25 protein-coding genes and 1 pseudogene are annotated in these 24,903 nt (G+C 45.2%); 13 read left to right on the top strand and 13 right to left on the bottom strand.

Annotated elements, in window-relative coordinates; genetic code table 11:
• The 5 genes and pseudogenes from MC7420_RS20135 to MC7420_RS20120 form a co-directional block, all read left to right on the top strand.
• Positions 1-629: RNA-guided endonuclease InsQ/TnpB family protein (locus tag MC7420_RS20135; RefSeq protein ID WP_006102562.1), on the top strand; the 629-nt coding region annotated here is incomplete at its 5' end.
• A 20-nt stretch (positions 630-649) separates the two neighbouring features.
• Positions 650-736, top strand: a pseudogene (locus MC7420_RS44115) (SWIM zinc finger family protein); the annotation flags it as partial.
• A gap of 102 nt (positions 737-838) precedes the next feature.
• The gene (locus tag MC7420_RS42740; protein ID WP_006102479.1) at positions 839-1,339 is read left to right on the top strand and encodes a hypothetical protein; all 501 of its coding nucleotides are present in this window, start codon (positions 839-841) and stop codon (positions 1,337-1,339) included.
• A 62-nt stretch (positions 1,340-1,401) separates the two neighbouring features.
• The gene (locus tag MC7420_RS20125) at positions 1,402-1,947 is read left to right on the top strand and encodes a hypothetical protein (RefSeq protein ID WP_006102419.1); all 546 of its coding nucleotides are present in this window, start codon (positions 1,402-1,404) and stop codon (positions 1,945-1,947) included.
• A gap of 23 nt (positions 1,948-1,970) precedes the next feature.
• Positions 1,971-2,465 (top strand): hypothetical protein, encoded by a 495-nt coding sequence (locus MC7420_RS20120; RefSeq protein WP_006102570.1) that lies wholly within the window; start codon positions 1,971-1,973, stop codon positions 2,463-2,465.
• A 136-nt stretch (positions 2,466-2,601) separates the two neighbouring features.
• Here the strand turns inward: MC7420_RS20120 and MC7420_RS37095 are convergent, their stop codons facing one another.
• Positions 2,602-2,970: an HNH endonuclease gene (locus tag MC7420_RS37095; RefSeq protein WP_006102457.1), complete on the bottom strand. Its 369-nt coding sequence runs from the start codon at positions 2,968-2,970 to the stop codon at positions 2,602-2,604.
• On the opposite strand from MC7420_RS37095, the gene MC7420_RS38270 reads away from it, so the two are divergent.
• The 3 genes from MC7420_RS38270 to MC7420_RS20110 all read left to right on the top strand — a co-directional run bounded on the left by MC7420_RS38270 (position 2,964) and on the right by MC7420_RS20110 (position 5,549).
• A complete protein-coding gene (locus MC7420_RS38270; protein WP_083799087.1) occupies positions 2,964-3,158 on the top strand; it encodes a hypothetical protein in 195 nt (64 codons plus the stop codon). The genes MC7420_RS37095 and MC7420_RS38270 overlap by 7 nt on opposite strands.
• Positions 3,159-4,005: 847 nt before the next feature.
• A complete protein-coding gene (locus tag MC7420_RS20115; RefSeq protein ID WP_044208399.1) occupies positions 4,006-4,356 on the top strand; it encodes a plasmid mobilization protein in 351 nt (116 codons plus the stop codon).
• Positions 4,353-5,549 carry a relaxase/mobilization nuclease domain-containing protein gene (locus MC7420_RS20110; RefSeq protein ID WP_006102564.1) on the top strand — a complete coding sequence of 399 codons (1,197 nt, stop codon included), beginning with the start codon at positions 4,353-4,355 and terminating at the stop codon, positions 5,547-5,549. Before MC7420_RS20115 ends, MC7420_RS20110 begins: the two co-directional genes overlap by 4 nt.
• Before the next feature lie 125 nt (positions 5,550-5,674).
• Here MC7420_RS20110 and MC7420_RS20105 read toward each other — a convergent pair whose 3' ends face one another.
• The 10 genes from MC7420_RS20105 to hemF all read right to left on the bottom strand — a co-directional run bounded on the left by MC7420_RS20105 (position 5,675) and on the right by hemF (position 18,428).
• A complete protein-coding gene (locus MC7420_RS20105) occupies positions 5,675-6,433 on the bottom strand; it encodes a DevA family ABC transporter ATP-binding protein (RefSeq protein WP_006102448.1) in 759 nt (252 codons plus the stop codon).
• A 139-nt stretch (positions 6,434-6,572) separates the two neighbouring features.
• Entirely contained in the window at positions 6,573-7,742 is a 1,170-nt protein-coding gene (gene devC / locus MC7420_RS20100; protein WP_006102398.1) for an ABC transporter permease DevC, read from the bottom strand.
• A gap of 101 nt (positions 7,743-7,843) precedes the next feature.
• On the bottom strand, positions 7,844-9,043 hold the full coding sequence (locus MC7420_RS20095; protein ID WP_006102400.1) for an ABC exporter membrane fusion protein: 1,200 nt from the start codon (positions 9,041-9,043) through the stop codon (positions 7,844-7,846).
• Between the two features lie 205 nt (positions 9,044-9,248).
• Positions 9,249-11,297 carry a calcium-binding protein gene (locus MC7420_RS43440; protein WP_006102446.1) on the bottom strand — a complete coding sequence of 683 codons (2,049 nt, stop codon included), beginning with the start codon at positions 11,295-11,297 and terminating at the stop codon, positions 9,249-9,251.
• A 179-nt stretch (positions 11,298-11,476) separates the two neighbouring features.
• The gene (locus MC7420_RS20085; protein ID WP_006102530.1) at positions 11,477-12,592 is read right to left on the bottom strand and encodes an aromatic ring-hydroxylating dioxygenase subunit alpha; all 1,116 of its coding nucleotides are present in this window, start codon (positions 12,590-12,592) and stop codon (positions 11,477-11,479) included.
• Between the two features lie 36 nt (positions 12,593-12,628).
• Positions 12,629-13,702, bottom strand: a complete 1,074-nt coding sequence (locus tag MC7420_RS20080) for an aromatic ring-hydroxylating dioxygenase subunit alpha (RefSeq protein ID WP_006102543.1) — start codon at positions 13,700-13,702, stop codon at positions 12,629-12,631.
• Positions 13,703-13,842: 140 nt separating this feature from the next.
• Positions 13,843-15,159 (bottom strand): glutamyl-tRNA reductase, encoded by a 1,317-nt coding sequence (locus MC7420_RS20075; RefSeq protein WP_006102515.1) that lies wholly within the window; start codon positions 15,157-15,159, stop codon positions 13,843-13,845.
• A 90-nt stretch (positions 15,160-15,249) separates the two neighbouring features.
• On the bottom strand, positions 15,250-16,842 hold the full coding sequence (locus tag MC7420_RS35490) for an FAD-binding protein (RefSeq protein ID WP_006102510.1): 1,593 nt from the start codon (positions 16,840-16,842) through the stop codon (positions 15,250-15,252).
• An 89-nt stretch (positions 16,843-16,931) separates the two neighbouring features.
• Entirely contained in the window at positions 16,932-17,177 is a 246-nt protein-coding gene (locus tag MC7420_RS20065) for a hypothetical protein (protein WP_006102437.1), read from the bottom strand.
• A gap of 237 nt (positions 17,178-17,414) precedes the next feature.
• On the bottom strand, positions 17,415-18,428 hold the full coding sequence (hemF, locus tag MC7420_RS20060) for an oxygen-dependent coproporphyrinogen oxidase (protein ID WP_006102436.1): 1,014 nt from the start codon (positions 18,426-18,428) through the stop codon (positions 17,415-17,417).
• A gap of 202 nt (positions 18,429-18,630) precedes the next feature.
• On the opposite strand from hemF, the gene MC7420_RS43435 reads away from it, so the two are divergent.
• The 4 genes from MC7420_RS43435 to MC7420_RS20045 all read left to right on the top strand — a co-directional run bounded on the left by MC7420_RS43435 (position 18,631) and on the right by MC7420_RS20045 (position 21,187).
• Complete coding sequence (locus tag MC7420_RS43435; protein ID WP_269546322.1) at positions 18,631-18,753, top strand: hypothetical protein; 123 nt, start codon at positions 18,631-18,633, stop codon at positions 18,751-18,753.
• Between the two features lie 440 nt (positions 18,754-19,193).
• Positions 19,194-19,694 carry a COP23 domain-containing protein gene (locus tag MC7420_RS20055; RefSeq protein WP_044208394.1) on the top strand — a complete coding sequence of 167 codons (501 nt, stop codon included), beginning with the start codon at positions 19,194-19,196 and terminating at the stop codon, positions 19,692-19,694.
• A 201-nt stretch (positions 19,695-19,895) separates the two neighbouring features.
• Positions 19,896-20,420 (top strand): hypothetical protein, encoded by a 525-nt coding sequence (locus MC7420_RS40025; RefSeq protein ID WP_006102486.1) that lies wholly within the window; start codon positions 19,896-19,898, stop codon positions 20,418-20,420.
• 2 nt (positions 20,421-20,422) lie between these two features.
• Entirely contained in the window at positions 20,423-21,187 is a 765-nt protein-coding gene (locus MC7420_RS20045; protein ID WP_006102492.1) for a hypothetical protein, read from the top strand.
• A gap of 24 nt (positions 21,188-21,211) precedes the next feature.
• On the opposite strand, the gene MC7420_RS20040 is transcribed toward MC7420_RS20045, so the two are convergent.
• Both MC7420_RS20040 and MC7420_RS20035 read right to left on the bottom strand, forming a co-directional pair.
• Positions 21,212-22,657 carry a tetratricopeptide repeat-containing S1 family peptidase gene (locus MC7420_RS20040; RefSeq protein ID WP_006102477.1) on the bottom strand — a complete coding sequence of 482 codons (1,446 nt, stop codon included), beginning with the start codon at positions 22,655-22,657 and terminating at the stop codon, positions 21,212-21,214.
• Positions 22,658-22,867: 210 nt separating this feature from the next.
• The gene (locus tag MC7420_RS20035) at positions 22,868-24,364 is read right to left on the bottom strand and encodes a caspase family protein (RefSeq protein ID WP_006102402.1); all 1,497 of its coding nucleotides are present in this window, start codon (positions 24,362-24,364) and stop codon (positions 22,868-22,870) included.
• Between the two features lie 92 nt (positions 24,365-24,456).
• Between MC7420_RS20035 and MC7420_RS41640 the strand changes: the two genes are divergently transcribed.
• Entirely contained in the window at positions 24,457-24,861 is a 405-nt protein-coding gene (locus tag MC7420_RS41640) for a hypothetical protein (RefSeq protein WP_006102469.1), read from the top strand.
• Positions 24,862-24,903 lie beyond the last annotated feature (42 nt).

Below are 24,903 nucleotides of genomic sequence, written 5' to 3'. Positions count from 1 at the left end.
AGGTAGCCTCAAAGCGGTTAAGACGCAAGAGACCGCCGAATAGGAATAAGAAGGTCAAGGGGTCGAGGCGATGGAAAAAAGAACGTAAACAGCTCTCTAAAGTTCAGAGCAAAATAGCCCGACAACGGGAAGATTGGCTGCACAAAGTAACCAGTGATATAGTCAGCGGTAATAGCCTAATCGGTGGTGAGCAGTTAAACGTCAAGGGCATGACTCGAAAAGCAAAAAAGGGTAAGCGTAAGAAACAGAAAGCCGGATTAAATCGGTCTATTCTAGACGTTGGGTTTGGTCTAGTCGGTGATTTATTAACCTACAAATCGGCTGAGGCAGGTGGGTTTTATGTTGAGTCACCAACCCGGATGCTCAAGCCAACTCAACGGTGTGCTAAATGTTGGGAATTAACGCCTAAGAGTTTAGCTGATAGAGTTCATGTTTGCTCTAATCCTGACTGCGGTCATACCGAAGACAGAGATATCAATGCTGCCCAAGTAAATGAGATTTGGGCAAGGGGCTTGGAACGAACCTCTTTAGACGCAGAGCTGCCTAGCTCTACTGATTGTGGAAGCATGAAGCAACTAGGAGCGAGGAAGCGTCAGAAACAGCGACTTCAACAAAGTAAGTCGCTGTAGTTCATCCCTACCGTGTCAATCTCCAATTTGACCGGGCTGGAATTAAACAGGCAAATTGCACCTGTGCCTATACTTTTGAAGGATGGTGCAAGCATATTGTCGCCACAGCACTGCTTTGTCTGCACCAACCCGAAACTATCCAAGAGCGCCCTTCCCTAGAGCAATTACTAGATCAACTGGCAGACTGGACGAGTAACTTAGCCGAGGGGTTGGGTGAACAAAAAGCGGCACTTTCTGCCCGAATAGAAGCCTTTAAAGCACAGCCATCTTTCAAAGATTATCAAAGCGTGCAGCATTTAGCCGGGGAGAACTGGTTAACCGTGCAAGGTGACTTGCTTGAACATCTGCGGCAATGTGATAGTTGGAGTACCCAAGAAGCCCAGGTGGATATCTTCTTGCACGAAAAGTTAATTGATGATGCCATTGCCGCATTAGGACGTTATTGTCGTGACCCCTTAATCCATCGGGTAATGGATGTGGCGATTTTCCATCGCCCAGAATGGGTGATTGAACAAGCTCGTCACCATGCAGAAGATATCATAAATCAGGGTAAAGCGAAGGCTTACGATGCAGCGGTGGAGTGGTTGCAAAAAGCTCGCGCTGCTTATTTCCAGTTAGGGCAACAGAGTGAATGGAATGATTACCGAACTCAGTTGATGACGACTCACGCTCGCAAGTATAAGTTGATGGGGTTACTTAAGACGATTTAAAAACTTCCGCCATCGTAACTGAATGGTTGGTTTGTGGATGAGGAGGATAAGGAGATTTACGTTTGCAGCGCTCTGTACAGCTTATTCGAGGTATTGATAATCAAGTCGTTGAGGCGGTTCTACTGACTCTCGCACAGAACCACATCAATGACTTTGAAAATCTATGGAAAGAACAGCTCAGGCTATATGGTCAAGAGGATAAGTATTGGGATTGGCTATTCAAGAAGCGCATTTCTATTTCTAGGGACAACTATGAGAGTTACGCCATCGAGTACCAGGGAAAGACCCAAGGATTACTATGGATTGAAACTCAGCAGCATCGTTCCCAGGTTGAAGTCGGACACAGACTTATCTACATCGAAGCCCTAGCTTCGGCACCTTGGAATCGAAGGGCGATTCAACGACCCCCTGAGTTGAAGGGTGTGGGAACCTTATTATTAAACTTTGCAAGGTTCAGGAGTTTAGACTTGGGATATGAAGGTAGAGTCGCTCTCCATGCACTACCTGGGGCAGAAAGATTCTACGATTCAAGGAATATGATGAACTTTGGAGCTGATTCTGATAAAGAGGATTTGATTTACTTCGAGTATGGACGACTCAGACGGTAGTTAATCAGTAAGGGCAATAGCAGATGCATTTTGATTGGGAAACATTCACCTATGACTCAGAATGGCTGAGGGAAGCGGTTCGCATTGAGGATGAAGCGGACTGTGATATTAGCGCTGGGTTTGACTGGGGTGCTAATCTAGGAGCGGTGATGGCTCATCCAGAGAGATATAGCCAGTTGGCTCGGTTGCGCTCAATTGTAATACGAGAATTCAAGGAACTGCTGGTGGATTGGAATTTAGGAGTAGGAGCCGAAGCCGCGCTAATTTGTGGACGAGGATTACTGATGGAGCGGTTGCTTCATCCTACACCAGAGGTGCAGGAGCGGTTATTAGCTGTGTTGGAGGAGGATTTAGCAAGCCCAGAGAGAGATAGCAGTTCTAAGCCACTTCGAGCTGGGTTACAAGAATTATTGCAGGGAATTTTGACACCAGAGGACTGGGAACTGATTGCGGTAACGGCTGGGAACTCCGTGCGCGAACAGGTAATCGAGAGGGTGCAAACGGCGAAGACGGCTTAAGCCGTGTAATGATATTCCAACTCCTGTTGTGAGGTTCTGCATCTGTAACCTCTCAATCCGATGAGAAATGGCTCGTTCATCGTTGAGTTGTTTCAAGGCGATAATCAACTGATAGTGCACGTAGGATGCTGATTTCTCAACTTGAAGTTAGAGAGAATAAATGGATGTTTGGAATAATCTTCAATACCCCATTCTCATCATAAATATAGCTAAACAAGGACAGTTGACCGGGAGAGACATTACCATTGCGTCCCCCATGGACAGCAATATGACAAGGCGTACACAAAGGAATTAGATTGGACAGTCGGTTGTCCTCTGGCATAAAATTAGCATGATGCACCGATAGCGTCGCCATTGTCCACTCCGAACGAGTGAGATTGGATGGCTTTTCGCCGGGACGCAGACATTGTTTCCCACAGTGGCGACAGCGCCAAAGAGCAGCTTCTTTGACAGATAGGGCGATGTCTGACCAATTATCGGCGTAGCGCTGGCGGTTGATTGGCATCTTCGGGAGAAAGAGTATCGGGGAACAGCGATAAGCACAACTATTGTATTCGGAATGGGGTTGCTAGTGCAGCGGGCATAAAAATACTTGAGCAGCTTCGTAGATACGATGAAGCAGGGGGAGCAGAGGGAGCAGGGGAAGCGGGGGGAGATATTAGCTGTTCAGTTATTTCTGCCTTCTTGCACTAGGATAGCGATCGCTCGTACAAAAGCTCCCAGGTTGCACTTGTTTATGATATCTGCTTTCTCGTCAGCCTGTTAACGGGTTGGTATTTGACGCCGCGCTGCATTAGATTTATTTTCCGTTCCCCGCTATCCCTAGAACATCGGTTCAATCGTCGAATCATCTACTGAAATTCCTAAAAAACAGTCACCTCAGCGACTAAACAATTCCTATTTTGACCTTAAACAGACGTACCATGGCACATCTGTACTTTTTACTGAGTATTTTCCTCAAAAAATGAGGGACAAGTGAGGAAAAACTTACACCCAATTAGCGTATTATTAGCCAATTAACGCTAAACTAAGCCCTTACACCTTACAGTTTTGAGTAAATCTTATCAGCTATTTACCTCAATTATCCCTTCTGAAAATTCCAAACTTGCCCCAAATAATCTTCCTTAGGATAGTTTTTTGAATAAAATCGATCCGATGAATCAGTTTTGCGCTAGGTTAATCGATATACAGCTCCCCACTGCTGGAGCAAGCCAAGTGTTTGTTCCCCCATTTAGACTCCAAACCCCGGTTAACACCCCTTCCGGAATCAGCACCTAACTCCACACCTTTCCTCCATTCCAACAAACATCACTTTTTTTGAAGACGAATTTAAAATTGTGACCTGTGTTCCCATAGCTGTCCACTCTCTAAGTAATCGGACAAAAGAAAACGGCACTGTACTAAGTTTTGTAAACAAGCCTCAAACCCTTACGAAGGACGAATGACGAATGACGAATGACGATCTCCACCGTTAGCTTTTATTGTGTCCACCTACTTATCAATACTTTCCTCCCGCAGCTAAAACAGGTAGCCATGAACCATGAACAAAACAACTGAAATTAAAATCCGAGTCACACCGACTGAGAAAAAAAGCTGGCTGATTAAAGCTCAAAAAGCTGGGATAAGTCTTTCCGAATATCTCAGACGCTGCGCTTCCCGGCGAGAAATACCCACTCAACCACCAGAGGTCAACTACCACTTAGTCCTCCAACTGGGTCGAATCAGCAACAGTCTCAACCAACAGGTTTTAGCGATGAACGCGGCTGTAACATCCGGACAAGACATTTCCAATATCGCTGAAGCCACAGAAGCCGTTGCACAAGTCCTGGACTTACTCAAAACTGTACAATCCCAACTCCTCAACCCACCTGAATCCCTAGACGAAAAATGATTGGCAAAATCACCAAAGGCTCCGACTTCAACAGTCTGCTACGATATATTGAAAGCAAACCCGACGCCCAATACCTGGGTGGCAATATGCTAGGCACCACCAGAGAAGAATTCACTCAAGCCTTCCACCTGGTTTCCCGCCGTTCCAACCGAGTCAAATTTCCCGTTGCTCACATTTCCTTAAGTCCCCACCCCGACGAAAAACTCTCTACACTCCAAGTCTTGCAATTTGCTCAAACCTACCTGAACAAAATCGGATGTTCTGAATGCCAGTGGGTTCTCTACTCTCATAACGACACAACCACCGAAGAAGGTAAAGTGCGATCGCATTTCCATATTGTAGTCAATCGGGTGCAAATCACCGATGGATTAACCGTATCCTCCTGGATGGACTGGAAGCGTTCTGAACGAACCCTCAGAGAACTAGAAAAACAGTATAATCTTACCCCAGTAACACCAAGTTGGGACAGTGAAAAACAGGCTCCTTCCACTGGACAGGAACGGCGACGCCGACGGGAGACATTCCAATACGAAAGGGGTTTGCGTTTATCTCCCCCAGAGAAACCTATCAAGCAGCATCTCCAGGAAACAATTGACCACTTCACCTCTATTCCTCTGACGTTACCAAACCTGATTAAACAACTAACCACAGTCGGTGTGAATGTCCGCATTTCTGCCAACGACTCCGGAAACCTTACTGGTATCAGCTATGGCTTTAAGGGACTCGCTTTCAAAGGTTCCCGACTGGGAAAGGCTTATACCCTAAGGGGACTGCAAAAGTATCGAAACGTCAGCTATGATTCTTCCAGGGATTATCTGCCAATCCAGCAATTGTGTAACTCAAAAACACCTCCCTCTGATAGCCGCTCTACAAACTCGACTCAAGTCTCTTCCACTCAATGGCATCGCACTCAGTTTGTTGCCACAGTTCTCAAGAATTTGCTGGCTAGCCAAAAGACAAACTGTCTCAAAGGGAGGAATTACCAAGCCACCCTAAAATCTGGACAATTATCCCTAATTCATTTACCTTCTAATACTGAAATTATGAGGGCTAAATCGAGCGAAAATACCTGGGAGCCGCTTACGGCTTTCCTCAGTGACCAGCACATCAGGGACTTTAAAAAGATTCACGCTCAATTAGCACAATTGAACAAACCTCAACAAAACAAAAACCACTCATTTGTTGAATTTTAACCTATATATAACAATCCTAAATAGATTGCGGTAAAATCCAATAACTAAAAAAATGACTATTAAATATTAGTTATGCGGGGTATACTTAGGTTGGAAATGGGGAGACAATAACCTGTTTTTTGACATCACGATAAACTCCGATTTCCTCCCCCTGCTTGCATGGAAGTCGTCAAAAACTTATCCTGTGCTGCTTCTACCAAAAAACCATCTTCCATCTGAATAATCCGATCAGCCACGTCCAGAATCCGATTATCATGGGTAACAAGCAAAATTGTACACCCTTGCTCTTTAGCTAAACGCTGCATAATTTCGACAACATCCCGACCCGATTTTTTATCCAGGGAAGCCGTCGGTTCATCAGCCAGGACAATTTGGGGATGACTGGCTAACGCACGGGCGATCGCAACTCGCTGTTTTTGTCCCCCAGAAAGATTCTCTGGATAGTAATTGAGGCGATCGCCTAAACCAACGGCGTTGAGTGTCTCGGTTGCGAGTCGATCGATATCTCGATTCAGGTAGCGATCGTGCAGTTCCAAGGACATGCGGACATTCTGCTTCGCCGTTAGGAATGTAAGTAAGTTGTGTGCTTGAAAAATATAGCCAATTTTTTGCCGCACTTGCATCAGTTGACGCTTACTCGCACCACACATTTCTTGTCCCAAAATCGTGAGACTGCCTTCTTGAGCCGATCTCAATCCACCAACGAGTGCTAATAAGGTGGTTTTCCCTGAACCCGATGGTCCAGTCATAATTACAATCTCTCCGGGGTAAATATCTAGATTGATATCAAATAATACTTGTTTACGGAGTTCACCTCGACCAAAGTAATGATTGAGATGGTGAACTGAAATTACAGGGTTAATTCTTGAAGTATAATTGGACATTTTTGCTACTATTTTTAGTGATTTTTGTGAGGCTTACAATAATTTAAATTAATGATTATTTAAACATAAACTTTGTCCGCTGTAATAATAAAGTTTCAGAATAATCAAATCCTTACTATTCCCCATTCCCCATTCCCGATTAAAAAATATCCGCCGGATCAGCTTGCTGCAATTTTCGCAACGCGATCGCGCCGGCACCAACACACATAATCATCGTCAATGCCAACACCGTTATCGCACGAGAGAGTTTCATGCCAATGGGTAAAAGTGTGGCAGACTGAAACAGGTTATACAGTCCACTAGAGAGTAAAAACCCTGGCACAAAGCCCAAAGCGGCTAACAGCAAAGCCTCTTGAGTGAGAACTCCAATCAGATAGGCATCACTATAGCCCATTGCCTTCAATGTCGCGTATTCAGGCAAATGATCAGAAACATCAGTGTAAAGAATTTGATAAACAATCACCGCTCCCACCAAAAAGCCAATCGCCACACCCAGGTTAAACGTTGGACCGATCGCCGATCCCGTATTCCAATAGGCAAGTTCACGAGCGGCAAATTCATCAATCGTTAAGATCAGTAAATCATCGGGTAAAATCTCTCGTAAATCTGACCGTACCTGCTCAATATTGGCATCAGAGTTGACTTTAATAATCCCTAAATCAATGTCATCTACTTGTCGTTCAGGAAACAAGCGCAAAAAAGTAGAATCACTGGTAATTAAACTACCAATCGCCGAAAAGGAGCTACCCAGTGTAAATAATCCCACAATTTGAATTTGCAAATCATTTGCCTGAACCGAAAGCGGATTCTCTTCTTCCAGCAACGCGGGAACATCGCCAATTTGATCCAGGGTTCCGGCTCGGTCAAATAAGGCGTGATTTAATAACTTCAGTTGATCGAGTTGTTGATTCACATCCGGCAAATTAAACGCTGGCTGATTCGGCTCGATTCCATAGACAAAGATTTGACGACTGGCTTGGTTATCCGGATTGCGCCAAGCGGCTTGACCAATATATAGTAAGCTAACGGACTCGACACCATTAATGCCTGCGGCTTGATAAAGATTCGCTCGTGAGAAACTTTTGATCGATGCCAGATTATCTGACAATTTATTCACTAAAAATAAATCCCCTTGGAGTGTCGTATAAGGACGAACCTGGGAATCATAGAGAGCATCTCTGACTCCCAGTTGAAAAAACATGAGAAAATCAGCAAAGGCAATGCCTGCGATCGCAGCCAGCAACCGTGCCTTTTGGCGACTCATTTGTAACCAAGCAAGTGGGGTTTTGCGGAAGAATTGGTGAAACATGGCAATGATGGTGAGGAAAGGGAACTCTTAACAGGGAATAGTAAGAGATTGAGGAGTTTGACAATTTTTAACTCAACCTGACTAAATTTAAATTTAGGTACTTACTGAGTCGTCGTGGATGGCGCATCCAGTTGAATCGCCACTTGGACTTGCAAATTGGTTAAATTAGCCACCCGTTGGCTATCGTCTGGATTGAGTCCAATTCTCACTTGGATGACCCGGCGATCTAGATTTTCTCCCGGTTCACCACTGGTAACTTCTTGTTGCAGCACCTGTAATCCAATCTGTTGAACCGTTCCCCGCAGTTCACCAGAAAAGGATGAGCTGGTAATCATTGCAGTTTGACCTTCCCGAACTTCACCAATGTCAGTCTGATAGACTTCTGCGACGACTTGCATCTGGCTGGTTTGTCCTAACTGGGCGATACCTGTGGCGTCCACCACTTCTCCAGATTGGGCATAAATATCCAGAATTCGACCAGCGATCGGGGCGCGAATGTAGGCTTCAGCCAGATCCGCTTGCGCTTTTTTCACGGCGGCTATCGCCCTATCCACCTGCGCTTGGGCGATCTGCACATCAACGGGACGTATCTCTGCAATCTTATCTAAGTTAGCTTGAGCTTGTCGGATTTGCTCCCGGATTGTGTCCGCACTTTGGTCTTGTTGAGCGCTGGCTTGGTTCAATTGTGCTTGAGTGGTGTCCAGAACCAGTTTCTTTTGGTCTAACTCCGAAGCCGAAATCGCACCTTCTTGATAAAGCCACAAATAGCGATCATACTCAGCCTGGGCAGTTTTGACTTCAGCTTGCCAACGGGCGATCGCGGCTTGTTGGGTGGCAAGTTCCCCCTCTAGATTTTTCTGAAGGCGAACAATTTCCGATTTTTGAGCCGCAATCTCTCCAGATTTTGCCCCGGCTTTCACCTGGGCTAATTCAGCTTGGGCGACTTTGACCTGGGCTTGGGCTTCGAGTAAGGCAGTTTGCAGACGATTTTGGGAATTCATAATCGCGATCACCTGATCCGCCTCAACGGAATCACCCCGTTGCACCAACAGTTGACCCACCCGATCATTGCTTAACGTCGCCGGGACAGAAACATTAATCACCTCGGCGGCGGGTTCGATGCGTCCCAAAGCGGTGACTTGGCGAACTGTGGGTACTGTTTGCCGAACTTCAGAGGGTTGACTGGTGGGTTGAACTTGGGAAATACCATAAAATGCAGTAGTCCCTGCGATCGCGGTGGCGGTAATAATCAGGACAAGCATTCCTCGATTTGAAGGCTTAGGTAAGGATTGGAGGTTCATGGTCACTCGTGTGAAGAGCGGTAAGTAGTCGGGCTTTCATTAACGTTAACGGTTGAGATCACCGAACAGGGAACAGTAGGGATTTGAGGCTTCTTTGCATTTCCTAGTACAGCGGAAAGAATTGATATTCAGCTACTTAGTGAAGTAGAAGAGTAGAAGGGTATCTCTCCCATCTTTTGTTCCCTGTTCGAGAACGGAGTATTATCTAGACAAAGACAAAGCGATCGCTGTCTAAACTGAGTTGTTGTGGAGTAATACCTGCAATCACGCCAATCAGATCATTATCGAAAAATAGGGCGGTTCCTTGGGGAACATCAGCCGGGGTTGCACCTAAGCTGAATGTACCGGATAGATTGGCGGGAAGTTCAATCAAATCTTGAGTTAAATCAAAGTCTGTAATTAGGGCGAAGTCGTTATTACCATCATCGGTGTAGAAGACATCCGTACCGATACCAAAGACAAAGGTGTCACTTCCTTGACCCCCGGTTAAGGTATCCAAATCACCGCCAATATTTGGTACGCCAGTAAAGGGGTTAGAACCCACTAATCGGTCATTCCCATCACCCCCAGACAGGGAGTCATTTCCAGCATTTCCGACCAGTTCGTCATCTCCTTTGTCGCCATTGAGGATATCATTCCCCAGATTACCGATAACTAAATCATCACCCCGACCCCCATTAATGATGTCATCTCCGGTATCTCCATTAAGTCGGTCATTCCCCCCATCCCCAAACAGGAGGTCATTCCCCGCACCAGCAAAGACGCGATCGTTTCCATTACCGCCAAAGAAAATATCGTCACCCTCACCACCATTGAGGTTATCATTTCCGTTATCGCCATTGAGGATATCATTGCCATCTTGACCAAAGAGATTGTCAATACCACTACCACCCTTGAGAATATCATCACCAAAGCCGCCAAAAATAATATCATCACCCGCGCCGCCATTGAGAAAGTCATTCCCCGGTAAACCCGTGTCAGAGTCTTGATTAATATCTAGATCTCCAAAAAGTTGGTCATCTCCTTCACCACCATCAATAAAATCGTTGCCAATCCCGCCAGTGAGATCGTCATTTCCGTCACCACCAAACACTAAATCATCACCATCAATCGCGAATACGCTATCATCCCCCGCTTGGGCAAAAATGACATCATTCCCTAATGTGCCAACCAGAACATCATCACCTGGGGTGGGGTTGGGAGTTGGGGCTTGGGTGTTCGTGGGTTCTGCAACGAAAATAAAGCGATCGCTGTCTAAACTGAGTTGTTCTGGAGTAATACCTGCAATCACGCCAATCAGGTCATTATCGAAAAATAGGGCGGTTCCTTGGGGAACATCAGCCGGGGTTGCACCTAAGCTGAATGTACCGGATAGATTGGCGGGAAGTTCAATCAAATCTTGAGTTAAATCAAAGTCTGTAATTAGGGCGAAGTCGTTATTACCATCATCGGTGTAGAAGACATCCGTACCGATACCAAAGACAAAGGTGTCACTTCCTTTCCCTCCAGCTAAGGTATCCAAATCACCGCCGATATTGGGTACGCCAGTAAAAGGGTTAGAACCCAGTAATCGGTCATTCCCATCACCCCCAAAGAGGGAGTCATTACCAGCATTTCCGACCAGTTCGTCATCTCCTTTGTCGCCATTGAGGATATCATTACCCAGGTTCCCGATAACTAAATCATCACCCCGACCCCCATTAATGATGTCATCTCCGGTATCTCCATTGAGTCGGTCATTCCCCCCATCCCCAAACAGGAGGTCATTCCCCGCACCAGCAAAGACGCGATCGTTTCCATTACCGCCAAAGAAGATATCGTCACCCTTACCACCATTGAGGTTATCATTTCCGTTATCGCCATTGAGGATATCATTGCCATCTTGACCAAAGAGATTGTCAATGCCACTACCACCCTTGAGAATATCATCACCAAAGCCGCCAAAAATAATATCTTTACCTGCGCCACCATTGAGAAAGTCATTCCCAGGTAAACCCGTGTCAGAGTCTTGATTAATATCTAGATCTCCAAAAAGTTGGTCATCTCCTTCACCACCATCAATAAAATCATTGCCAATCCCGCCAGTGAGATCATCATTTCCGTCACCACCAAATACTAAATCATCACCATCGATCGCGAATACGCTATCATCTCCCGCTTGGGCAAAAATGAAATCATTCCCTAATGTGCCAACCAGAACATCATCACCAAAGGTTGGTTTGGGAGTTGGGGCTTGGGTTTTGGGTTGTTTCATCTTAACTTTTTATCTCCTGAGTATTGGGTTTATTTCAATCAATGAATCGTGCAAAAAAGGGTATAGTTTTGGGTTTTGGAGCAATGAATTGCTGCCAAATACTGCCTAAATCCGGTAAAATCACCCAAAATCTCTGGCGCTTCCTGTTACTGCAAGTCCTGATTCAGTTGCAAACATAACTATTCGGTTTCATTTTTCACACCTGTAACCGTCAGGTTTGAACGCCTAGAAAGTCGCAATATATCAGAGGGTGTGGCTAGCGGTTCATTGGCTTTGTCGAAGGGTTTATCAGTAGACTCTAAACCCCAACCCATAGCCAGATATTTTTGCCGCAGTTTCCGATAAGCCAAACCCAATGCATCAGCCGCAACGTGAAGTTCTTCGGAGAGTTTTGGCATTGATTTAGGGGATAAACTGGTGACAATTACGGCATCTTCTTCAGTTAGTTTGCTATCCAGTTTCCGGAACAAGCCATCTAACCAGGGGAAACGGAGAAAATTGCGATAAAAGATGCGTTTGACAACCGTGGTTTCTTCATCAATGGGTAGGTGAGCAATTAAAACAATCAGCTTGATGTCAAACGAGCCGCCGCGACCGATACTAATTTCCGATAGGGTAACATTGGGTAAGAAAAAGCTCAGTCTCGTGGTGAGTTGCGGGCGCCCTCCGAGTAAAAAATTCAACACACTCTTGGAGTTACCCAAGGATTCGTAATTCACAGTCGCCACTCCACTCCAAGCATCTTCTTCAACCTGATACTCAATCGTTTTATGCAAGGGAATGCGTTGACCAAAGGATTGCTTGTGAACGGCAATAACATGGGCAAAGTCCATATTAATTTCCATGATCCGAGCATAGTGGGCATTTTCGGTACACTCATACTCGACGGGATGCAAATTGGCGAAAATGAAGTCAGGAAGCGTGGGTAAAGGTGGACGTTTTTCTGGGGGTAAATCACCATAAAAGAGCCAAACAAATCCATATTTTTCTTGCACTGGGTAACTATCAACACGCGCTTTCTTGGGGATAGGCATTTCGGGTGCATTGGCGGGAATATCAATGCATTTACCATCGGCTTGAAATTTCCATCCATGATAGGGACAACGCAGACAGTTATTGTCAACCCAACCCAGGGAAAGAGCCGCACCTCGGTGGGGACATTGGTCATTTAGCGCGACGACTTGTCCGTGAGTATTGCGGTAGAGGACAAATCGCTGATTTAACATCAAGATTTGTTTGGGTTTCTGGGTGATAGCTGAACTAAATTCACAAGCGTACCAAAAGTTCTTTAACATCGTTGACTCCAAATTATTTCAAAAAAGGGAACTGAGTTAGCTGGAGAAATTAACAAATGCTGGCGAATCGGGTAACACTGAATGTCCATTCCTATTCTTGACATGACTCGGATTCGCATCTAATCCCCAACCCATGGCTAAATACTGTTGGCGAAGTTTTCGATAAGCCAGGGACAACGCATCGCTAGGAATATGAACATCTGCGGATAAATTTTCGGGTATCGCTTGGGGATATTGAGACTCGCTAACCCGACTATCTTCCTGAGAAACTCTGTGTAGATAATTCCGACATAAACCATCTGCCCAAGGGTAGGTAAAGAAGTTACGAAATTGAATTCGCTTGCTCAGCGTTGTCTGATTATCAATGGGCAGATGAGCGGCATAATTAATCAGTTTACCGCGACCAAAATCAACTTCAACTTTAGTAATATTGGGTAAATAAAAGCTCGTTGTTGTAGTTAACTCGGTACGTTTAGCGCGAAAGAACGGTCGAAATAAGCCTTTGGGTTTAGTGAAGTTGACAAATTTAGTTGTAGCACGAATGCCCCATTCTTCTTCGTGAACCTGATAGGTTTCAATTCGGGGATTTTCTGTGAGTCCCGCGCCGACTGAATTACCATGCACGATATAGACATGGGCTAAGTCTAGCGCATTTTCGATGACGCGAGTGTAGTGATTATTAACCTTGACATCAGCAACAATAGAGCGCATTTTCGGATCGGTAAACTCTGGCAAGTAGGGAATAGGCGGACGTTTTTCTGGGGGTAAATCGCCATAAAATAGCCAGACTAGACCATATTTTTCTTGGACTAAGTAACTATCTACACGGGCTTTTTTAGGGATAGGAATTTCGGGTGCATTGGCGGGAATATCAATACATTTACCATCGGCTTGAAACTTCCATCCATGATACGGACAACGGAGACAACCATCCTCAACCCAACCCAGGGAAAGAGCCGCGCCTCGGTGGGGACATTGGTCTTTCAACGCGACAACTTGCCCGTCAGAGTTGCGGTAGAGGACAAATCGCTGATTTAACATCAAGATTTGTTTGGGTTTCTGGGTGACGGCTGAACTGAATTCACAAACGTACCAAAAGTTCTTTAACATTCTGAGTTCCTCCTACATGGATAAAGGCAGTCCTGGCTTCAGAATTCAAGGATAATCCTGAACAAAGGGTAAAATTTGGTTGGCTAAAAATCGAAAACGTGGCAATTGTTTATTTTCGGTTATTCGGAATAAAAATTTATTCACTGACTGTAGGGAACTTTAGTAACCGAAGTATAGTTAGAGTTTCCTGGCTCTAAATTAAACAAAACTTGCAACGTACTGATAGCAAGGCGCTGGGCTTCTAAATCTGGCTGTGTCCGTAGTTGTACCATTGGTTCGTGAAGCAGTTTGTTAACAATTCCTCGCGTTAATGCCTCAATCACTTCTTGATGTTTTTTACCAAATTCTGACCCTAAACGAGACAAAGCTTTTTCTAACTCTTGCTCCCGAATGGTTTCGGCTTTTTTGCGTAAACAGCTAATCGTAGACACCGTTTCTCGTGAGCGCCACCAAGCACTAAAGGCTTCTACTTCAGCTTCAATCAGCCGTTGCGCCTCGATTGCCATTTGCTGACGGTAGTCTTGATTTTGAGTCACAACCGTCTGCAAATCATCTACATTAAAGACTTGAATGTGATCCAGTTGATTCACATCAGCATCGACGTTGCGGGGAACAGATATATCGAACAGCATTAATGGCTGATTCGGTGCTAAAACGGTAGCAAGTTTGGCTCGATTAACCAGGGTTTCTGTAGCAGCGGTACTGGTAAAAACGATATGCGATTTAGCGATAACAGACATCATTTCCGCCAGGGAATAACAGGATAAATTGGCGTCACTGAACTGATTGGCAAATACTTTAGCGCCTTCCAGAGAACGATTGACAATGGAAATCTGCTTCACCCCTTTAGCCAATAGATGTTGTACCAGCCGTCGCGCCATTTTCCCGGCGCCAACAATGGTGACTTGGCAAGTGGATAAATTAGCAACTTTGAGTTGGGCTAACTCAACCGCTGCTGAGCTAATTGAAACCGCACCCGTACCAATTTTTGTCTCATTTCGCACCCGTTTTGCGGCTGTAATGGCGTGTTTAAATAACTGATTGAGGATGCATTTTATCCCATTGTACTGTTGACATAATTTGTAGGTATGTTTGACTTGAGCGAGAATTTGTCCTTCTCCTAATACCAGACTATCTAAACCCGAAGCCACCTGCATCAGATGTCTTAGCACATCCTGTTGCCGTAGAATAAAGAGGTGTTGATAGAGTTGATGAAACGGCAATTGACCCTGTTGAGCCAGAAACTCTGTTACCTCTCGAATTGCCTGATCCGTCTCCAGGACAACCATATAAATTTCCAGACGGTTGCAGGTGTTAAGAATCGCCACCTCTTCAATATGGGGATAGGTACAAAGATGCGCGATCGCCTGTTCACGTTTAGCTTCAGAAATGCTCAGTTTTTCGCGAATTTCAACGGGAGTGGTTTTGTAACTAAGACCGACGACTGCAAGATTCATGTATCCTCCATTGATGTTAATCGTTTTCTCAGTTAGATGTAATCTCAAGTCGGGGTAAATTTGATGGATACCCCGTTAGTGGTGTGAGTTCTAAATGGGATGAGTCAGACTCGATAAGGGGAAGTTCAAGAGTAAGAAAACCAGAAGTGTTAGCACGGCTAAGGCGATGACTTGAACCGAAAGCAGTGATGTTAAACGAGATGACGCTTTGGTGGTAACAGGTTGAGGGAGTTGCATCGGTTCCGCTGATTTAGGGATCACGGTTTCCGTGAGGGTGATTGGCTGTTTATACCTCTGTACCTTTACCGACGGTTCGTATTGGAAAAAGTCAGGATTGAGTATTCCATTGGGGTCATATTTCCCTTTCATCTCATTAACCTTACTCCAGTAATCTCCAAACTGAAGTCGCCATTGAGGTAAGTCAAATTCAACCCAACTGGTCATGCAGCGTTTAGCCTGCATTTGAAACCCCAAATCGGTAAGTTTATTTAACTGTTCTAAAACGGGTTTAAGTTTAGATTTAGGCAGAATCGGATACATACCAAACCCGAAAATTAATTCTCCTTTCGGTAAGGGGAACATCGGCATATTGGTGTTATCTGAAATCAGACAATAGGAACCGATGAATGTATTCTTGAAATCCAGAAACGCCGGGATACGCTTCAGCGTCGTCTCCATGTAATCCTTCGCCGTTGATTCGGGGAGGAGAATGTCTATCCAGGGATTCACGGTATTGACAGGCGGGGGGATCTCGATGACGGGTAAGACAAATTGATCAAAGGGAATGTCTTGGGTGTGGATATGACGATAGAAGTTCAAGCTAGAGAGAAGCTTGTCTTGATTAATGTCATTAACCGAATCCACTTCCTGGGTAATTTGTAGTGTATAAAACCACTGGATTAGCGGTTTTATTCCCTGTTCTTCGCTACGAGAAAATCCCAGGACAGAGGGAGAAAATAGCGCTTGCAACCCATCAATTTGATTGTCGAGTACGAGGTGCTTTTTATCCTGCAACAGACGCTCTAAGTCATCATAGCAAAGGAAATAAGTCCGGGTCAATGGGCGGTATTTCCTGAGTCGATGTTTGATTTGAGTAATGATGCCAAACTGACCATAACCGCAAAGAACGTGATCAAAAAGTTCACTGTTTTCTTCCCTTGTACACCAAACCCGTTCTCCTGTTCCAGTTACCACTTCCAAGGCGAGACAATTGTCAGCTTGGGAGCCATGGCGAAAGGAGTATTGACCTAAACCGCCAGCCGCATGTGTGCCACCTAAGGTAACGTTTAAATTATTCGTCAGCACTGGAGGAATGACACCATGGGGAAGTGAAACATTAACAAGCTGCTTCCAGGTTACTCCGGCGTCAGCTTTGAACCATAACCCATCGGAATTCAACTCATAAATTTGATTGAGACTCCTCATATCTAGGAGGATTCCCCCTTGGTTCAAACAGCGACCATTGAGTGAATTTCCTGCACCTCTGGCAGAAATTGTTAATTCTTTAGTCGCCGCATAGTTGACCGCCTTAGCCACATCAGTTGAGTTTTGTGGACGCACAATAACCAACGGTTGTTTTTGGATAACACCGCCAAAATCCTGGGAAACAGCGGCTAAATCATTTTGGCTATGGCTAACGTCACCTTCGATAATCCTTTTTAGGTCTGAGATAATGCTGTTCATGGCTCGATAATAATTGTCCTTGGTCAAGGGTTGATTACGGTTGACAAAACGAGAGCGGTTAGGTTTATTTTTACTAACCTACTTAAAGTTCACCAGCTTGCATACAAGCACAGTAAGATAACGGCAAAAAGCATGTATTTACAAATCTGACAGCAGGCTAAGACGATATCAATTTCTAGTTCGCTACAGTTCTGTTGGGTTTTTGCCAAATATGCTTTGTTGCGTCGCACCCCGGTTGAGTACTTGTTGGCGCGATTCCTGGATTTAGGTTGAGGTTTCGTTTGTATGAAGTTCAGTCGTTGGGTCAACATAGCACCAATTCCTGTGTAATCCATTTTAATTTTTTGTGGCTAGTTCGATAAAGGTAAACCCTCATGAGGTGACAACAAAGCCAAAGCCTTGTCAACACAAAATTTGAAGCTATCCGGTTGGGCAAAATAACAGGGTAAATGGATGTCGAAAAATGCCTTAACAACCGTTGTAAGCAGCAATTTCGATCTTAATTAACCCAGGGGTTTAATTCTTCCCTACACCCCTCACCCTAAACCCCACACCCCACACCATACCTACACTTAAACCCACTGGCGAGGCTGTTTCAGCACAGCTTTAAGCATGGCTTCTTCGCTGTTCTGGAGAGGGGAATCATCGTATTCCCAGGAGGCGGCTGGAGGCATACAGTTGAACACACTTTGGCAGTTCACCATATTGCTAGCTAAACCAAACCGAATACCTCGGTCAGCGGTGAGGATAAATTCGGCATACCGTCCTCGCACCAGGCGCTGCCAATGTTTGTTTTCTTCGGTAAACACCATATCCTTGCGTCTTTGCACAATTGGCAGATAGGCAGGAATAAATGCCTCAGTACAATCAGTAACAAATGCGATAATTTGTTCAATATCGCCCTGATTGAGATGGTCAAAGAAAATTCCGCCAATCCCACGACGTTCACCCCGATGGGGGATGTAAAAGTATTGATCACACCAAGTTTTAAAGCGGGGATAATAGGACGAATCGTACTGATCACAAACCTGTTTATGAACTTGATGGAAATGCACAGCATCTTCGGAGAAAAGGTAGGCGGGTGTGAGATCTGCCCCACCACCAAACCACCACGAACCGGGCTGCTGACCATCACCAATTTGGAAATAGCGGTAGTTGACATGAGCCGTCGGCACCATGGGATTATGGGGGTGAATCACAAAGCTAGTACCTGTGGCGAAGAAGGGAGTGCCTTTTTCACCAATCATTTTATCGGCTTCTGTTGTGGCTAAAGCACCGGATTTCTGGAACGTCATTCCCGCAGGCAATTCTCCTTCTATGGCGACATAGTTGACTCCCACTTTTTCAAAGACGTTACCGTTGAGTAATGTCCGGTCACTATATTGGGGCGTTTGACTATTGTCGCTAGCTATCCAGCTTTCGTTTGGGTCACGAGTCCAATGCTGTTCAGTAAAGGGTTTGCCATCTAATTGTTCAAGTTTTTGACAAGTGTGATCAAACATGCGTCTGAAAACCTGTTCAATCCTGCCGCGCTTTTCGGCGGGGGACAGCACTGATTTTTTGAAATCTTGTAGGCTTTGCACCATCGTCTATCGTCTCCAACGAGATAGCTTTCAATTAACACAATAAACAAACGAAATCGGCAAGGCATTAACCTATTTTGCAAACTTAGTGGTAGAGAATAGTCAGCGCTTTGGTATTAAGCTAAAACGCATTTAAATTGTGTATGACCTGTTACCTGTTGCCTTTTGTCTGTTGCATTTCAGGGTTTTAGGTATCCCAATTTAAATGCCGAACAGCTTATTGGGTAAGCCAAGTTGCCGATATAGGCAAGGGCAATGGCTGAATCATGGTATTGGTGGATTAAGTTTTGCCAGAAATGCTTCAGGTGTTAGCTCGGCTATGGATTGATAGAATTGATAAATTGAAAATCTGGGAGTGGCTGGCGATGGGCAAGCCTGGGATGGGTTGATGAAAGGATGAGTTTGCATGATAATCAAGAGTGATTTGTTAATGGCTCTGACACAGGCGGTTACCTGTTGTTGGAGCTTTTCCTGTAGAGGAAAGCTGTGAGACTGTCTTTCAGATAAGCCTGATTATGACATGGCTGGGTAGAGGGGTATACCAGTGCAAATGTTCTACTACAGGCGCGATCGCTTTATCTGGGCTTTCTCTTCAAGTATGTTTGATACCTAAGCTGAACAGTTGAGGAAATTTCAGGAATATCAGCACTTAGCTCAATGAAGTCAGTTCAGATAAATTCAGTTTGTCTGGAGCAGGGGATAGAATAGTTCCCACCAAAGCCTGGACATGACTTATGTTCGTTGTTAGCACAAAGGGTGTCTTCAGCCATGAAACTACAGTTATTCACTCTATTGCTCACTGGGTTGACAATCGCTGTCTGTACTACAGCAAGTCAGTCTGGCTATGCTCAACCTAGAACCTATGAATGCGGTACGAGTAATGGCGCACCTGCAACAATTGCTCATATGGCGCGGGGAAGTATCCCGATAATTCGCTGGGTTTACAACGATTTCCCCCCACCTGCTACACCTCAGCAGCGCTGTGAGGAAGTATCGCGTCGATTTCAGGTGTACCACGATAACGCCAATCTGAACTATTTGACCACAGGCACAATGAATGGTGAACCTGTGATTTGTGTGGCTAGGATTCCTGGGGGGGATTGTACCGGAGTCTTGTTTACTCTCAAACCAGGGAGTAACCCCAAGCGCATCTTACTCATGCTTTTAGATCGGCGGGGACTAACGGCGGGAAATACGATTAACCAGAATGGAGAGAAACGTATCTATGTGGATGTGATGGATTATCTGGATAGCATTCCCCTTGAATGAAGTCGTCAGTCGCTAATTGGTGATGACATGTATCTGTCAATCCCCTATAGTAATAGATGGCGTTCGGAATCGATTAAAGTTAACTAAACTTAACAACGATCCGAAGGTTTGACAGGAAGAGTGTCAGTCGTAGGGTATCTAATTTTGGTGTAATTGTTTCGCTTTTGACAGCTCAACGTTACTAATTACCAGATTATCGCCATGAAAACCTCTACATTTTTTTCCAGGTTGCTCTCTACGGGAATGTTGTCCTTGATGCTGGGAATCCTGGGTGGGCAAGTAGCAGAAGCACAGCGCCCTGTTCACCTGCTTTCGACGACTTGTGTGACGACTCGTGGAAGTAGTTGGCGTAGTGAAAGCCAGGACGTTGCTATAGGCAGAGAAGTTTACACCTCTGTAATGTATATATGGGATGGTGGTGGATTTAGCTGTAGGCTCAAAACGGCTAATTCTGTACCTCAATATCAAACTCTGAATCTAGGATTTGGCCTTCAAGACGGTTCCCGTAATTCTGATGATGCGGTACTTTCTGTTTATTTAGACGGGAATCAAGTAGGTTCTCGCAGTATTTCCCGTGGGCAGGCAAAAATATGGGTCATTGATGTGACCAACGCTCGAAGTGTGGCTCTGGAAGTAACGTGCCCATCCGGATCGTGCAGTAGCTTGGTTCGGTTCTTTGAAGCTTCACTCGATTCGATTCCTGGCTCTCCAGGTGTCAGAAATTAGCCATGAGTATTAACCGCCGTCAATTCACTCGCATAGCTATGTTGAGTAGTGCGTCCTTTGCGGCTACATCTGGCATCTTTTTCCCAAAACCCGTCGAGGCGTTTTCGCTTAATGTTTTCCTGAAGGATTTATCGGCTCGTGGAGTATTCAACGATATCCTGCGCTATACGGCGGCTCGATTAATTTCGGGGATATTGTCTCCCTTACTAGAAGGAGATTCAGACTTTGCCAATCAAATTGAGCCAGGGGCTGCTCCTGTGATTCGAGCTGTTGATAATCAGTTTGTGCGCTACCAGTTTACCCGAGACCGAACTGAACTGATTCAGACAGGAAGTGGCGCTGTCAATAGCCTACTATGGGGTAGGGAGAGGCAAGATAAATGGGGACCGAATGTGGCATTTGGCTTTGTGCAAAAGTACCAAGATAGCTTCAGCAATACCAAAATTACAGGTCCGCATCTAACTGGGATTCATCAAGCGACTAAAGTGTTGCAAAGTCAGGGACTGACGCCTGATGAAATTCAGGGTTCTCTTTTGCCAATCCGATCTAAGTTTGATGCGCTAGGGGGCTGGGAAGGAGATAATGATCCCTCAGTTGGACTCAATTCCGGCGTAGGTTTTACTCAATATCGCACAGTTTTAGGGGAAGTAACCTCTCGGTATGACCTCATTGAACCAGGTTCTGGAGGATTGGGCAGAGTTCAGACGACGGTTGAAGCTGGGGGTCAACCCCGCCGGAACATTTTGGTAACGGTTAACTTTGCCTGAGATGGCGATTACTTCTTTGTCGCTCTAAAAAGAGGGCTGGGGAAACTGAGACTGAATCTGTCGGATTCGGTCTAGGGCTTTGTGATAATCCTCCATTCTTCCTTGGGCGCGAAACAGTTGGGCGGCTTGCTGTAAATCCGCGATCGCACTGTGTAATTCTCCGAGTCGGGCAAACGCTAGTCCTCGGTTGCCATAAGCTTTAGCATAGTTGGAATTGAGCCGGATTGCCTCTGTATAATCGGCGATGGCACGGCGGTCATCTCTGAGTCGGGAGTAAGCCAATCCCCGGTTATAGTAAGTATTTGCCTTGCCGGGATTAATCCGCAGCGCTTGGGAAAAATCCTCAATGGCTCCCTGCTGATCCTCTAAATCAGAACGCGCTAGTCCCCGATTATTGTAGGCGGCGGCAAAGCTGCTATCTATACGGATAGCTTGAGTATAATCTGCGATCGCGCCCGCTTGATCTCCCGATTGGGAACGAACTACGGCTCGATTGTAATAAGCGTCAGCATAGCTGGAATTGAGTCGGATAGCTTGGCTATAATCAGCGATACTTCCTGGTAAGTCCCCTTGCTGCAAACGGGCGAGTCCTCGGTAGAAATAAGCTTCGGTGTAGTTCGGTTGTTTTTGGATGGCTTGGTCAAAGTCGGCAATACTCTTTAACCACTCTCCCATGTCAAAGTGGGAAAGTCCACGAACGTAGTCAGATTGGGCATCATTGGTACGAGTTGGCGACACCGAAGAAGTGGCAATTGGCGTATTGTCTACCTTGATATTGGCAACACTCTGCCCGATTTGCGATCGCATTGCCAAAAATTTCTGTATCGGGATTGCCGCGTTAAATCCGGTTCTCACGGATACTTGTCCAGTTGTATAACCTTGGTGATCAATGGCATCATAGGCTTCTCTATCCCCTTGTCCGTGAATACCAATGACTCGACCCTCCCGATCAAAGACCGGACTCCCACTCATCCCACTCCAAGTGGGTGCATTATAGCGCAGGGTATATCCTCCAAGACGATTCTGAGGGCGACTTGTAATATTCCCTTTAGTCAACTCAGGTTCTCGTTGAGAACCCACTCGATTTCCCATAGTGGGAAAGCCATAAACATAAATTTCTTGGGCAGGTTGCGCCGCATCTGAATTGCCGAGGATAGCTACTGGATAGGGTTCTGGGCTATTGAATGTCACTACCGCCAGATCCAAATGATTCTCCGTCTTCTGTAAACGCTGCACGGTCAAAACCCTGTAGTTTTTCCCTTGATGAGTGCGAACGGTATAGCTTACCTCATCGCTGCACCGACGTGGATTGGCTGAACTGCAAACCACATGATTATTAGTCAAAACGGTATAGGTATTCCCTTGTTTGGCAACAATTATCCCAGAACCGTCACTCACTGGACTGTTAATTTGTACCGTAATTGAAACGGCGATCTGGTGAATTTCTGCGCCATTTTTAGCTGACACCATGTCGCATTCACTGATTACAACTGCTGCTACTATTGCTATCCTCGTCAGTAGATTAGCACCAGTATTCAATGGTAAAATACCTATGTTCATAACCACTATTGAATAGGCTTTGTTTGCCCTTGATCATAGTTTATAGTCGAAAATCGAGCTATATTTTATCCGGTTTATTTATTATTGTTCATCAACCCTATCATTCTAATTCATGTTGTTTTACAATGGATTCGGTTTAAATTCATTATTTTTTTCTTCCATAATTTCAATTATTTTAAAAGAATTTATCATTTGATTGGCGGGCTCTAAAAACTTTTCATAATTCCTAACTTCTGCTGAATAAATAACACTATAAGCTTTATTGTGTTTTAATGTCCAAATTTCTAATTTGATCAGATTAGACTGTCCATATTGAGTGGTATAGACAATTTTATAGGCAGGACGATTTGCCAAAGTCGCTGGTTCTTGTTCAAGAAATCTCACGGCTTTGCCGTAGCGCTTAATTTCCTGAATTAATGATTCTGTATACTCATCTAATGTCATTGGGCGTATCGATAAATCTTCCACACTAATCATTAAACGTTCAGTTCCGAATTGATTGTCCGGATCAGGGATAAACTTAGCCACCGTACCCGTTATCACATCGTCTATAGTTTGAACTTGCCAACTCTGAGGAAACTTAATTTGGATTTTTTCCGGGTACGTTAAAGTATCTGACTTATAGGTTTTTAGGAGTTCAGTTGGGTATAGAGGAGGGACGGGGGGCTTATTTAGGGGTAAAGTCTCTCGGAGCAATAAAGCGGCGGCTAAAGCCGTTAACAGACTAATGGCTAAACCCCCAACTCTGATCGGGGAAATTGTGGTAAATCCCCGATGGTGACGAACCGTTGTGTTGAAAGCAGATTGAGCGGATTTGAGCCAGGATGAATGGGAGGGTGAAGTAAGATTCAGATGGAGTAGATATTTGTTTTCTAGGGTACAGGCTAGGATGATTTCTTGGTTACAACCTTGAATAATGGGCTGCTGGGGCGTTGTTGTGAGTTGTTGTTGGACATACCGACTTAATGTCAGGTTGCTGACGACTCCATCCTGTTGCTTCCTGGGATCGAGTCCCTTGAGGAGAACCTCAGTTAAGGCACCGTATGACTTGGAACTGTTAGAGTAAGCGACTTCAAAATCTCGCGAGGCACTAATAAAATAATGCAGTTGTTTTGAGTGAGTAACCTTTAGATCCTCTGGGGTAACATTAAAGAATTCTCCACCATAACAGCAATCGAGCCAAACAATTTGCTGGGGAATTGCACTAGCCGCCAATACATGGCGCAACCATTTGAGAGAAACGCCCCACATCTCCCTACTGGGGAGAGAATCGCTAGTCGCCAGATACCCCTCCGTTATACCAACTTGGTCTCGCAAACCATGACCGGAAAAAAATAATAAGGCGGTGTTAAGGGGACTGTTGGTTCGGGGTGTAAACAGTTGCGCGATCGCTGTCTTCAGTTCTTTAGCTGTTACACTCTGCTTGGGGTGAACCTGACTTTTGCCCTCAATCTTGCATTCTGGTAAGCGTCGGACGCGAAAGCCACCGAATTCTTCCAAGCGTTGAGCGATCGCTTCTGCATCACGGGCAGGAGTTTCCAGATGTTGCTCATTGCCTGTATGCTTTGTCAATCCTGGATATCGATTGATACCCACGACTAGTGCATCTCGGTTCATTGACACACCCGCTAGGTGATTATCCTGGTTATCTCACCAAAGTTTTATACTGTATATCAAAGCCCATTCACTCGAAAAAGGCAAGCGTGTAAATGATCCGGGACGCGCTGGTAGTGGGTGTCAATCGATACCCCTTCCTGAAAGATTCACCGACCAATGAAGCTCAACATCTGACAACCCCGGCTTTTGATGCAGAGGCGTTAGCTTATCTGCTAGAAACTCACGGCAATTTTACGGTGAGGCGTCTTCCCGAAAACCTGATTGATGGGACGTTGCAGGTTGACCAAAACAAATCGGTGACAGCAGGGGAACTAGAAGATGCGATCGCACAACTGTTTAAGACCATTAGGATTTGGAATCTACACAGCGAAAAACTGTTGTGTGTCCTCACGGAACATTCAGATACAGTTTATTCTTTGGCATTCAGCCCTGATGCACAAACTCTAGTCAGTAGCAGTGCAGATATGACCGTTAAGATTTGGCGTCTGTCGTTCTAAATAGATCGGCTCGAATCGCCTCTTTCGTACTTGGTACACTAA

The sequence above is a fragment of the Coleofasciculus chthonoplastes PCC 7420 genome, assembly GCF_000155555.1.
GTDB lineage: Bacteria > Cyanobacteriota > Cyanobacteriia > Cyanobacteriales > Coleofasciculaceae > Coleofasciculus > Coleofasciculus chthonoplastes_A.
The sequence above is the reverse complement of the archived record's forward strand: the minus strand, read 5'-3'. Positions and strand labels throughout refer to the sequence as shown.